Below are 13,426 nucleotides of genomic sequence, written 5' to 3' on the forward strand. Positions count from 1 at the left end.
TCCAATCATATACTTTTCGGCTACAATATACACCTACTCTTATTTACCGTGGCGCCTATCTAAGGACGACTCTCCGGGGACACCTGCATCATACTGTACTTGAATATCTAAAATTTCATCATCTACCACTCGAAAGGATATAATCTCCGAATAGTAATCAATCTCGGTCAAGAATATTCTCCCATCAATGTGAGAGAAGTTATACGGAACTCCTTTTAAACTTAGGCTATCAAATATGTCATCATAATTAGAACTTGCTAAATCATTTAAATTCTGAACTCTCACTAATTTCGGAGCAATAACACCTGCTCCATCTTGATAGACACTAAGATAATAGTAAGATCCGCACTTTGTAATATCATTCATGCCACTTAGTTCAAATGGCACCTCATACTCTCGAATTAAATCGAAAGATGCGTTATTGTAATTCGCTACGATAATTTTGCCTGCACCAGAAACAAAATAAAGTTCTCCATCAATCAATTGGATTGCTCTAATATAGGAATTATCTACTAAGTATCCTAATCTTATTACTTTTTCCGTAATAACCTCTTGGCCATTATTTTTTAGCACAAATATATGTTGAGACATAGCAGAAATCCCATAAAAAAGTTTGTTCTTATCATCATAGACAATCCTATTAGGACGCTGTCCTATTCGTTCTATAATTTGCGTAATCCTAAAATGATCTCCATCTCTACGAAATACCTTAACCTCATTGTTTTCCGTATCCTCTACCAAATAAACAGAACCATCACTGGCAATAGAATGTGGATCACCAATATTATCTGACATAGTATTCCAATCCTTAATAGGGTCGGTTAGATTGTCATTATAAATTACACGATGATGCCAACAGTCCACTATAAAATATTCATGACCGATTTTTTCAATAGTTGTTGGAGTATATAACGTATTTCTCCATTCAAATCTCTCATTTTTTTCTCGATCAGTTATATTCTTTTGATTATCCAACAAGGGACCTTCTCTGGTAGACTTCATATATGCACTGCATACATCGCGTGTATTACCAACCATTTGAACAACGCCATGCTCCAGCCAAACAACCTTAGTGCACATCTCTCGGATCTGCTCAATACTATGAGAAACTAATATAACTGTAGTTCCCCCGCTCATTAGTTCCCTCATTCTTTTAGCACTCTTTTTTTGGAATTGTGCATCTCCTACAGATAAAATCTCATCAACAATTAAAATATCTGGATTCACAAGAGTAGCAATTGAGAAAGCAAGACGCATAATCATACCTGAAGAGAAATTACGAATAGGGGTATCCATAAAATCATGTAATTCTGAAAAGTCTACTATCTCATCATAACGTTCTGTCAAATATTCCTTCGAATATCCTAATACTGCTCCGTTCAAATAAACGTTCTCTTTTGCGGTTAAATCGACGTCAAAACCTGCACCTAACTCTAGCATTGGAGCAATACTTCCCTTAGCTTCAAGTTTGCCTGCTGTCGGGTGTAATATTCCCGAAATAATCTTTAAAAGAGTACTTTTCCCCGCTCCATTGTTGCCGATAATGCCTACAACTTCTCCCTTCTCAATAGAAAAGGAAACACCTTTTAGAGCAACAAACTCTTTATATTCTAGTTTTCCAGCTATCTTTTTCACAAGAAATTCCTTAAGGCTTGAGACACGATCATTTGCCATACGAAATTTCATAGACACATTATCTACTTTTATCAAGATGATACCCCTCTTATAAATAAAGAATGAATTTATTTTGAGTTTTATTAAATACGAATATCCCTAGCAATAGTGAACCTATTGCAAAAACGGCACAAAATACCCACGCCTTGGGGTCAGGAAAACCACCATTTAAAATAATTACACGAATAAACCTTATGAAGTGGTACATTGGATTGAATTTCATTATAGACATTATTGCACTTGGCAGTATACTTTCAGGATAAAAAATAGGTGTCAAATACGTCCAAATTGTCAATCCAATACTATATAAAAACTGTGTGTCTCTAAAAAAGACCATCATTGCAGCAAGCAATAGCGAAATACCACATATAAAAACAAACATGCAACCTATCCCAAAGATCAATGCGATATGATGATAAGTAACTGGCATACCTGTCGCAATAATGACTGTATACAAAGCAATCAAAGAAAACAGAAAGTTTACGCCACACGACAAAACTCGAGAAAAAGGATATATGTATTTCGGCACATATACTTTATTAATTAGTGATGCATTTTGTATAATGCAGGTCATTGACTGTGACGTTGCCTCAGCCATAAAATTAAACATCACTATTCCGCTGAGCAAATACACCGCATAATTAGGTATATCGAATCGGAATAACGTGGAAAATACCATGAATTGCACAATCATTGTTAAGAGTGGGTTTAGAAGGCTCCATAATACACCTAAAACGGATCTTCTATACTTAGTTTTAAAATCCCTTCCCACTAATTGTGATAGGAGAAAACGATATTTCTGAAAATCAATAAATAATTTCCCTAGCATTAATAACCCTCCACAGGTTGTCGGATTTCTTCGAAATACGATTTAAGACCTTTTTGATTTTTATACTTGTTTCAGAGTTCAGTTTCTTACTATTTCTCAAGACAAAATTTCTGTAGTAGATTCTATTATTCTGTGTTGGAAAAATATAATTCTTCGCATTTAATCCCAATTATCTCCTTTTTAAAGTTAAACTTTGATTGACTTAAGAACCCAATTAAATCGTAAGATCATACTACCCGCTTGTTCAATTAGTAGAATAGAATTTTATCCTATGCTAAAATACTACCATATATAACATAAAGGAGATTGAAAACTTTGTCTAAACAAGTATACGGTAAACAGGCCAAAAGGTCGAGTGACGTCGAAAAAATTCCTTTTTTATCATGGATATTATTAGCGTCTATCATTCTATATCTAGCATGGTCGCCATTTCAAGTAGCGTTATTTAATGGACAGGCACTACAATTCGAGCAACCTATATTCTGGGCTTCAGCAATGGCCTGCGTGATTCTCTTGGTATGGATTGCTAACTATTACAAGAGGATTAAATTAGAAGATCAACGAGATTGGATGGCTATTTGGGTATTGCTACTTCCTATTACATATGTACTCTCACTCTTTGGTGCCGCCTCGCATTCATTAGCGATAAATATGGTCATTATTCAGAGTACCTATGCAATCATGTTTATTGTTGGGTTATTCGTATTAAGAGATAAACTAGCGAATAGAATCATTCAGATCGCGATTATGGCTATAGCTTATATCATCGTTGGTTTTGGATTTCTCAATTGGTTCGGGCAGGGTAAATTCGCAGGTACATTAATTGTATGGTTCTCTAATAGCGTACTGAATGGTAAATATACAGATGCGGTCATGACGGACTCAAACGGTCTGCGTTTAACTTCGGTATTTCAATATGCGAATACTTACGCTGCGTTTCTAATGGCTTTCTTATTTGCAGCAGTGTTCTTTCTTATCAAATCACGTAAGTGGTACGGGCAAGCACTACACGGATTTATGTTAGTCCCTATTATCGTATCCATTCTCTTAACGCTCTCACGTGGTGGATTGGTTATGCTTCCTGTCGTATTTGTCCTTCTACTATTATTCTTAAAACCAGCTAAACAGATTCTGTGGGTTGTATATTGTGCCATAGCTGGCGGTGCATCCTTGGTGATATCGAAAACAGTAACGGATCTAGGATTGCAATTAAACACAACTTATGACGGTGGAGAAGCAGCCAAAGGATGGACCTATTTACTTGTCACATCTGTCATTGTTGCATTGCTTGCTTGGGTTATTCAAAAGTTCATCGCTCCTCGTCTAGAACGAAGTCTTGAATCATGGTCTAATCGTACATTGGCTAGCCTATGGATTCCCGTAGGATCCATTGTTGTGGTAGGTTTAATAGCCTTTCTCTTCATCGGAACTAGTGCCCGTAATATTCTCCCTGACAATGTCAGTACTCGTCTTGAGAATATTAACTTTCAACAACACAGTGTGTTAGAACGTATAACTTTTTATAAAGATGCTATCAAGGTTGTTAAAGATTATCCTGTCTTAGGTGCAGGTGGTGGGGCTTGGAGTGTGCTGTATGAAAAATATCAGAATAATCCTTACACAAGCCGACAAGCACACAACTTCTTCCTTCAATATTTGGTAGAGGTCGGCATCCTTGGATTTATCGTATTTATGGCATTCCTGATCTTTATATTCTATAAATATATTCGTGGTTATATCAGAGCAACAGAGGAAGGAAAGGAATCTCATTTCCTATATCTTATTCTAGCGTTATCCATCCTATTGCATAGTATTCTTGACTTTAATATGAGTTATGTATTCATTGGGATTCTCGTATATCTTAGTCTTGGAGGCATGGCCGCTGTTATGGAGAGTAAACCACTACGCATCCAAAAGTTACGCTGGAATAGTACTGGAGCAAGCACTCTTTATAGTTTTGTAGTCGGCATATGTGCTGTTGTGGTGCTCATCACGTCTATCCGATATGTGCAGGCAGCGAATGCTGGACTCACGGCGAAACAAGTAGCACAGACTAGTACCTCCTTCGATGAAATAAAGGCAGCCCTTGAGAAGGACCTTAACATACGTAAGCATAATCCAGATTCGACCATATTACTCTCTTCTCTCTATCAGCAAGTATACACGCAGGATCAGAATGAAGATTTCTATAATTCATCTTACACGCTGATTGTAGAGGCACTTAAAGATGAACCTTACAACAAGCAAATGATTAATCGCTTAATTACGTTATATCAATTAAAAGGAGAACAGGATCAGGCCTTTAAGCTATTAATAAATAATTCAGAGAACTTTAATTGGGATATTGAGTGGTATGAGAAAATAATTGCGCAAGGTTATGAACTTGGTTCGAATGCTCAAAACCAACAAGATACAGCCTCTAGAGATAAATACTTTAATGCAGGTATTGCCGCCTTCGGTAAGGTCCAAGCTGGACTTATACATCTAGCTACCCTACCTGAGGGACAAATGGCTGGGCGTGCATTTGCTAATACACCTGCAATGATACTAAACACAGGTAAGATGCATTACTTACTCAACCAACCAGATCAGGCAGCTGAAACGTTAAAAATAGGATTGCTTGAAGACCTAAGTGATCCAACCAACCGCGAAATTGCACGTTGGTATATTGCATCTATGATGAAGCAAGGTACAACAGATCAAGCCGTGCTTGATCGTCTATTACAGATTGACCCAACGGAGAAAGCACAGATTGATACTTTGGTTCAAATGTCGCTTTAATTGTCATACTAATTCAATAGAAACGGCTCCCATCCTGAGTTCAGGATGGGAGCCGTTTTGTATAATATGAATAGAAGAAGACCAGACTCAACTCTATAAGATCATCATTCTTTTAAATGGATAATTAAATCTATGAATGTTCAATATCATGAATGGTTTGTTTCATATACTGAAGTAAGTTTTCTCTTAATTCTCGATGTTGTAATGCATAATGAATGGTCGTCTCAATGAAGCCCAACTTCTCTCCAACATCATGTCGTTTCCCCTCGAAATGATAAGCAAGTACTCGCTCTAGCTCTCCTAGTCTGGATATAGCATCTGTCAACTGAATTTCACCATTCACACCCTCATGTTGTTCACCGAGTAAATCAAATATACGCGGTGTGAGTATGTATCGACCCAATATGGCCAGGTTAGATGGGGCTATATCTTCTTGGGGTTTCTCTACCCATCGATTAGCCTGGTATACTCGTTCCCCGATGGAGTGTCCATCTACTATTCCATATCGAGAGACCTCATTCCATGGAACAGGTTGCACACCAACAATGGAAGATTGATAATGTTCATACACGTCGATCATTTGCTTTAGACATGGCACTTTTGCTTCTACAATATCATCACCGAGCAAGACAGCAAAAGGTTCATTACCAATAAACTTGCGAGCGCACCAGATCGCATGACCTAAACCCTTCGGTTCTTTTTGACGAATATAGTGGATATCCGCCATTTCTGATGACTTGCGTACTTCACTAAGCAGATCCCACTTTTCCTTTGAATGGAGATTGTGTTCAAGTTCAAACGAATAGTCAAAATGGTCCTCAATCGCTCGTTTACCTTTCCCTGTGACGATAATAATGTCCTCAATGCCAGAAGCTACTGCTTCCTCAACAATATATTGAATTGTAGGTTTATCCACGATCGGGAGCATTTCCTTCGGCATCGCCTTTGTCGCAGGAAGAAACCTTGTTCCTAAGCCTGCTGCCGGAATAATAGCTTTACGGATTTTCATATACTCGAGTCTCCTAGTCTAGCATTATTAATCACTATCATCTGTTGTTTCTAATTCAATAATAGTAACAAAAAACCGAATGATTCGATAGTATAGGACGGTTATTGATCTACAGAATTGTTCCACATGCCATCGGTTGCCTAACAAAGCAATTTAATCGTTCGCCCAATTCGAACTTTCGTCATCATCTTGTAGCTAGCATTGGATAGATGCGTCTGTTCCTTCCTTACATCACAAAAAGGTTGATCTACCCCCATTTAGAGGATCGATCAACCTTTATAGAATACAGACTGTACCTGAATTCCTCCTACTTCACCAACTGCCCCCGCGTTACGCCAAGCTGATTCGTCGCCTTGAGAGACTTCCATACTTGCGTACCGCTGATCTCACCACGAAATGCGCGTTTGTAGAGATTAATTACTTCATGCACTTGTTCTGGCGTCTCTTCAAGGAACTCGATGCGATAGTTCGATACGCCAAGTTCCATGAAGTTGGATAGATACTCGGCACCCGATTGCTCAATCGCATTATAGACGGTATTGCGGCACCCTTCGTCTACACGAACGGGATGAGACATCCCAATTCTGTCTTGTAGTGAAACGCTATGATCTTCGCATGGACGTCCACAGTTCGTGAAGTCTGTTCCTTCACTTAGGAAAGTACAGTATACGCAATGCTCTGTATGGAACATCGGTAAATGTTGATGAATAACAATCTCCATCTTCGATGTGTTAGCCCGTCCTAGCATGTCTACCATCTGCTGAATATTCAGATCATAAGATGGTGTAATAAGATCACATCCAGCTTCGATGAACAGATCAGCTGCCTTACTGTTAGCAATATTCAATGAGAAGTCGCCAATGATCTGTGGATGCTGGGCATCCGGATTCTCTTGACGGTGGCGCAGATAGAAGTACAGCGCCCCTGTGTTACGCACAAGCACAGCATCTGGCTGTAAGCGCAAGATGTTGTTGTGGTAGCCGTTCTCGCCAGGCATGTGAATGCGTGGCGTTGCCAACGCGATCTTCGCGCCAGCGGCACGCACAGCTTCCACTGCTGCCGGGAACTGCTTGATGAACTCGAAGTCGGCGTATATCATGCCTACGCCTGCTTCGAGAGCAGCCTGCACCTGCGGCAGGCTGCGGCACAGCGCGGTGAGCTCCGCTTCACCACGCGCCACCGGCTGCGATGCGCTTCGCGCCGCTTCGCCGTACACCTCAACCGCCCGTTTCACGTATACCGGCGGTTTCGGACGCTCGCCTGCAAGCATCTCCACCGCACGGCGGCGGATGCTATTTAGCTCGCGCATAGGCACAATGACGTCGCCTTGCAGTTCGACGTCCAACTGCTCAAGCTGGAACACGGTACCGCCTAGGCGTCCGAATTGTTCTTCCAGCAGAGCATAGTCCATTGGACGCTTCTGTGCAGCTTCCAATTCCATTTCAGAATCAACTTGTACAGTCGTACCCTTCTGTACGTCTGTCCACCATGTAGTGAGCAATCCACCTACATGACCTACAACCTTCACTTGAACCGGGAATACACGATACGGTTTCTCTGTCTCATACGTCTGACGAAGACGTTTGTCGAGTGCAGGATCATTCGTCTTCCATATACGGTCTCCGACATTTAATCTTTGTAGATCAACATCGTTTCGTCCGGCTATGATATCAATAATCCAACCTTCGCCAGCTTCACCTTCGATCTTCACACCTTTGCGGCGGATATCGTAGACGCGTCCGCCTTCTTCCTTCTTCGTAGGGTCCCCAGCGTCGAATACAATCCCGTCTCCACGCTTCAACGGTGCATCGATCTTGCAGACTACACCATCGCGTAAGATTTGATCCACACGTCCAAGATACACTCCGCGGCTCTTCGGATACGTTCCTTCCACTAGCTTCTTATTGTTCGTTCCGTCTAAGAAACCATGAGTAAGTCCACGCGAGAAACTTTGCGCAAGCTCACGTATTTCTTCCTTGCTTGGTGGTGTAGAATCGCCTTCGAAATAACGATCAATCGCTTTACGATATTTACTAACCACATTGGCCACATATTCAGGACTCTTTAGGCGCCCTTCAATTTTAAAAGAAGTCACACCCGCTTCGATCAATTCCGGCATGATATCAATAGCAGCTAAATCCTTAGGGGATAACAAGTAAGCAATATCGCCCATCGGTTTCTGAACCCCATCGACCATCAAGTCATATGGCAAGCGGCATGCTTGTGCACATTCCCCACGATTCGCCGAACGTCCTCCCCACATTTCTGAAGTTAGACATTGTCCCGAATAAGAGACACAAAGTGCTCCGTGAACAAATACTTCCATGGGTAGTTTCGCCTGTTCACCGATCTTCTTGATTTGCTTCAAGTTGTTCTCGCGACCTAATACAACACGTTCCATATTCCAAGGTTTCGTAAATTCAACAGCTTCAGGCGATGTAATCGTCATCTGCGTCGATCCGTGGATCGGGAAATCCGGTGATATCTCACGAATCATCTTCACGAGTCCTAAATCTTGTACGATGACAGCATCCACACCTGCATCCACACACACATCAATGAGCTCTTTCGCATCAGACAACTCATTCTCGAACACTAGAATATTAAATGTCAGAAATCCCTTAACCCCATAACTATGAAGAAACGCCATAATCTCTGGTAGCTCATCCATACGGAAATTATTAGCGCGTGCACGTGCATTAAACTTTTCCACACCGAAAAAGATAGCATCTGCACCATTCGCTACAGCCGATCTCATACAATCCCAATCACCTGCAGGCGCCAGTAACTCAACGTCTCCTCTTTGTAATCCTTGTTTACTCATGTAATCTATATCCTCCCGAACTAGCACCATGGCTAGTGAACTTCTTAGTATATATTTCTAATCCATTACGAAATGGATCTTTAGACACCATGTAGGAACAACTTATCATTACGTCTTTAACTTATCTATTGTATCAAATATCACACGAACCTTCTACCTTTCCCAATCATTTCAACTTCTTATAGCAAACAAATCCAGTAATACCGCCATTTTATTTCAAAAAAAAGAACAGCCCTCAGGCTGCTCCTTCCAAAATGATTAATTTAACTTCGTGAATACAAAAGATTTCAGTGCCTTCTCCAGTGCATCTTTCTGCAACTGTGTGGCATTCGCATCGTTTAATGATGTGGAGACGGTATACATGATGTCTTTGTTACTAAATAAAATCTGGGTTCCCTCATAAGGAATACCATCTTTCAGTTGATGGAACTTAAAGATCGTTGCATTCACTCCCGCAAAGGTCGTGTTATCAATACTATGAACGATTAGCTCATTAGACTTTCGAGATGCCTCCGTATAATAAGCCTTTAACTGACTCACTGACTCTTCAACCGAAGTGTCATACTCTGCTGTAATCATGAATCGTCCACCCATGAATTGATACTGAATCGGAGAACTCTCGAAACGATCCTGAATGGGTGTCCAGAACTGTGGAACATTCACTTTAAACAAGTAGGACTTTGAGGATTTAGTAGTAACCTTGGATTTATCAATCAAATTCGTATCTTCTTCCATTCTTCCGAAAGTTTCAGATACAACCTCGTACTCAATCGTAATAGAGTCCATGATTGCTTTGAATTGAGCTAAATCCGCCTTCTGGTCATTGGCTACTGAATACTCTACATAGTAACGGAATCCCTCTTTTTCAACCATGACTTGATATTCTGTTATCCATCCATCACCATAATTGTATTGAACTTCGTTCACGAGGCCATCACTATCTGAGATGACGATTGGGTACGTGTCCACAATCTTATAAGAATCTTTAACGAAAGACTCTCCCAACCATTTCTTCATCTGCTCACTCCATAATGCAAGACTTGAATCTTTAGGAGCTGATGAGACAGCGAGTTTAAGATAACTTCCATTCTCGTCTTCATAATACATGTTCTCATTGTCCATATCCCATCCAGCAGGAACATCTACGGAAATACCATAGTCTTCATTGTAGACGTTACGCTTTCCATCAACCACACTGGATAAGTCTTTTATGTTCTTGTCCTGCTTATTGAAATTCGTAGTGAATGAATTTAATAGTGCTGAATATTTACTCACATCTTTATAATTCATAGCATTTAAATCAGCAAAATATATTTCATATAATACTTCATTAGCGTAATACGCACGATTTTCCCAGATTGTCCCATCTGAGTCCTTTGTAACAATACGCGAATACGGAATGGATGCCCTCGGGAATGATTCACGATCCAATACGAGTTCACCCACATCTTTAGCATCTTGCACTAATCGTTGTAGAATGTCCTCTGTTTGAAGATCTACCTCTTGTTCATTCGCATGAACTTCGATGTAATATGCCCCCTCTGCATCGTTAAACGTGGCAATACTCTCATAATTTCCATTTTGCCCGATGACAAGACCTGATGGGTAATTCATTGTCCAATTATAGTAACTGTTTCCGATCTTCGTCTTTCCCACATCACTATCCATACTAGTATCCTCTACGTTAGCCTTATCTTCTGTGGATATTAATGTGATCACACTCTCCCCAGTAGTTCCTGAGCTAACCTTAGCCCCTATCCCTTGAGCGACCAAACGTAGTGGGACCATTAATGTGTTTAACTTCATAGTAGGTGCTGCATCAAGCTTTACCTTTTTACCATCTACCCATGCTAGATGACTATCTATTACCATGGTTAACGTATGAGCTCCATATGTTACCTTCACTTGATTAGATTTCTCAAGACGAACCTGGCTTCCGAATGCCTTTTTGAACACACCTAACGGAACCATGGTCGTCGAATGATCTATGTACGGTTTAGCAATAGCCACTTGTTGTCCATTAATGACTGCAATCGTACTTCCTACCTTAACCCTCAATTCTAACTTTTCCCCGCTAGCTGCAAATACCGACACCGCCGCTGTAAGAAACATGGATAAGCATAAAATAATAGACACGCTCTGTCGAAATAGACTTCTTTTCAATGCCATACCATTTCTCATTCCGAATATCATAGCTCGTAATCCCCACTTTCTACATCAGCGATCAGACCTTGTTGGGTCAATACTAACTTGCGAATAACAATATCGCCGTCACTCTGCATTAACAATTTCACGGTCTGGCCAGGTAAATATGCCTTAAATAATTCGTTAATATCTACTACGGAAGTAACTGAAATCCCATTAATGCTATAAAGTACATCATCCTCATGAATCCCAGCCTTCTCAGCCTCGGAAGATAGAACTTTAGTAACCGTTAAAGGATCATCCGTAGGAAGACCTACAATGGCAGACCAACTTTCCTCTAATGTGACACCTAGACTTGGGCGTTTTACTTCGCCATACTTCATCAATTGATTAATGACATATTGAACAGTATCCGATGGAATGGAGAATCCCATATTCTCAACGCCGACTGCTGAGAATTTCATTGTATTAATACCCAGTACTTCACCCTTCATGTTCACTAGTGGTCCACCACTATTCCCAGGATTAATGGCCGTATCACTTTGGATCAAGCGGTATGATGCACTAACTCCTCGATTCAGGCCACTCACAACCCCTACCGTTGCAGAATTACGTAATGTGAAAGAGACAGGCGTACCAATAGCGATGACCTTCTCCCCTACTTCTGTATTTTGAATCGATTTGGCGAATTTAGCCGGGGTTAGAGAACTCGCATTTATTTTAACAAGTGCGATATCGCTTATTTCATCTGTATATACTTCTTTTATTTTATAAGTTTTCCCATCTGTGGTAACGACCGTCGCATTTTTTAACCCGTCAACCACATGAGCATTCGTCACAATCCAACCATTGGAGCGAATAATTACACCTGTTCCATGTACTAGATTATACCGGTCTGAATTACTATCCAGTTGACTAACTTCACCCTTACCAATAATCCCTACTACGGATGGTGATACATTCTTCACAATTTGCGGAACCAAATCTGTACTAACCGTATTGACTACTTTAGAGGCACTTACCTTACTCTGTTGTTGTGCCTGAGCAGTGTCCATACCACTCATTAATATAAGGCTACATAACAACACAATCGCGCTGTACTTTCCCAATCTTTTCATCGTCTCTCCTCACCCTAATCCTCTCAGTTATTTACTCTCTTTATCTTCCACGAAGTTATCTCTAAGATGCTCTATTAATCTATTTTATTTAAGGATTAGCCCAAATGTATTATACTATTTTATCCCATACAATTCATGGAATATTTATATGATGATGTAAGATTGAAATATATAAGTCAAGATATGGGTCAACCCCACGATCTTTGATAATAAAATAAGACCCCTCTACCTGCATCTGCAGTAAGGCGTCTTATCATCCTTGCTCTCTATTATAAGTATTGACTTAACCAATAATCCATCCTTTTACCATCGCATAATCAGAGTAAAGGAAGACCAATAAACTAACTACGCTGAAACCGATAGCAAATAGATTCTTTTTAGGTTGTGTTACTAAACGCACGACCCCGATTAAGATAAGTAATGTGAATATAATCATAAAAATATCAAACACATGGAATCTGGATACAGTCTCAGCAGCTTCTGCCAACAGCATACATTTGTACCTCCTCAATGAATCGTTACGGGAATTTTTACCTATATTTATATGTTATCCTGCCGAACTATCTTATGCAAGCCCCGATTCCAAAAAAAATCAAATTTGTCATGAAATATTCTCCAAGTAGGGGGATTTCATCTTATTTATATGATTTTATTCATTGAATTCAATGAATTGATTGAATTGATTGAATTCATTAAATTCATCTTTGGAATCTATTCTTCTATCTTCATTTTGAGGGTGCGGAGCTTATGCTATGGTTTCTGTACCTGTAGGGATTTATCGGGACTGAATTCATTTAACTGGATAAATTCCCGTTAAATCACATCTGTATCCCATTATATCTCTGATTAACAGGAAAATATGCCCTTAATTCAACCCGATATCCCCAATTTCCCTGATAAGGATCACTTTAGATGGAATAATGGACCACCGTCAAGAAAGTAGACACTCCGTTAAGAAATTTATTATGCATTCTTCTTCTTTTGAAAGAGCGCAGCAAAGCGAACCGGCGATAAATAACCAAGTTTACTGTGGATTCGTTTACGGT

General features: G+C 40.0%; 8 protein-coding genes. 1 reads left to right on the forward strand and 7 read right to left on the reverse strand.

Annotated features, from left to right (window positions below; all coding sequences use genetic code 11):
• Positions 1 to 39: 39 nt before the first annotated feature.
• Positions 40 to 1,710 (reverse strand): ATP-binding cassette domain-containing protein, encoded by a 1,671-nt coding sequence (locus AC1D69_RS24465; protein WP_495458720.1) that lies wholly within the window; start codon positions 1,708 to 1,710, stop codon positions 40 to 42.
• Between the two features lie 13 nt (positions 1,711 to 1,723).
• Positions 1,724 to 2,503, reverse strand: a complete 780-nt coding sequence (locus tag AC1D69_RS24470; protein WP_495458721.1) for an ABC transporter permease — start codon at positions 2,501 to 2,503, stop codon at positions 1,724 to 1,726.
• Between the two features lie 315 nt (positions 2,504 to 2,818).
• Between AC1D69_RS24470 and AC1D69_RS24475 the strand changes: the two genes are divergently transcribed.
• Positions 2,819 to 5,284, forward strand: a complete 2,466-nt coding sequence (locus tag AC1D69_RS24475; RefSeq protein WP_495458722.1) for a Wzy polymerase domain-containing protein — start codon at positions 2,819 to 2,821, stop codon at positions 5,282 to 5,284.
• Positions 5,285 to 5,414: 130 nt separating this feature from the next.
• Here AC1D69_RS24475 and galU read toward each other — a convergent pair whose 3' ends face one another.
• The 5 genes from galU to AC1D69_RS24500 all read right to left on the reverse strand — a co-directional run bounded on the left by galU (position 5,415) and on the right by AC1D69_RS24500 (position 12,873).
• A complete protein-coding gene (gene galU, locus AC1D69_RS24480; protein ID WP_495458723.1) occupies positions 5,415 to 6,293 on the reverse strand; it encodes a UTP--glucose-1-phosphate uridylyltransferase GalU in 879 nt (292 codons plus the stop codon).
• 307 nt (positions 6,294 to 6,600) lie between these two features.
• The gene (locus AC1D69_RS24485) at positions 6,601 to 9,117 is read right to left on the reverse strand and encodes a U32 family peptidase (RefSeq protein ID WP_495458724.1); all 2,517 of its coding nucleotides are present in this window, start codon (positions 9,115 to 9,117) and stop codon (positions 6,601 to 6,603) included.
• Positions 9,118 to 9,375: 258 nt separating this feature from the next.
• Complete coding sequence (locus tag AC1D69_RS24490) at positions 9,376 to 11,310, reverse strand: copper amine oxidase N-terminal domain-containing protein (RefSeq protein WP_495458725.1); 1,935 nt, start codon at positions 11,308 to 11,310, stop codon at positions 9,376 to 9,378.
• Positions 11,307 to 12,380 carry a S1C family serine protease gene (locus AC1D69_RS24495; protein ID WP_495458726.1) on the reverse strand — a complete coding sequence of 358 codons (1,074 nt, stop codon included), beginning with the start codon at positions 12,378 to 12,380 and terminating at the stop codon, positions 11,307 to 11,309. The genes AC1D69_RS24490 and AC1D69_RS24495 overlap by 4 nt, the downstream gene beginning before the upstream one ends.
• A gap of 283 nt (positions 12,381 to 12,663) precedes the next feature.
• Entirely contained in the window at positions 12,664 to 12,873 is a 210-nt protein-coding gene (locus AC1D69_RS24500) for a DUF2759 family protein (RefSeq protein WP_495458727.1), read from the reverse strand.
• Positions 12,874 to 13,426: the final 553 nt, after the last annotated feature.

This window comes from Paenibacillus sp. Y301, from assembly GCF_059445505.1.

Bases quoted from the DNA above. Each gene is read 5' to 3' on its own strand.
- galU (WP_495458723.1), bottom strand. From the start codon at position 6,293: ATGAAAATCCGTAAAGCTATTATTCCGGCAGCAGGCTTAGGAACAAGG.
- AC1D69_RS24470 (WP_495458721.1), bottom strand. From the start codon at position 2,503: ATGCTAGGGAAATTATTTATTGATTTTCAGAAATATCGTTTTCTCCTA.
- AC1D69_RS24485 (WP_495458724.1), bottom strand. From the start codon at position 9,117: ATGAGTAAACAAGGATTACAAAGAGGAGACGTTGAGTTACTGGCGCCT.
- AC1D69_RS24500 (WP_495458727.1), bottom strand. From the start codon at position 12,873: ATGCTGTTGGCAGAAGCTGCTGAGACTGTATCCAGATTCCATGTGTTT.
- AC1D69_RS24495 (WP_495458726.1), bottom strand. From the start codon at position 12,380: ATGAAAAGATTGGGAAAGTACAGCGCGATTGTGTTGTTATGTAGCCTT.
- AC1D69_RS24490 (WP_495458725.1), bottom strand. From the start codon at position 11,310: ATGATATTCGGAATGAGAAATGGTATGGCATTGAAAAGAAGTCTATTT.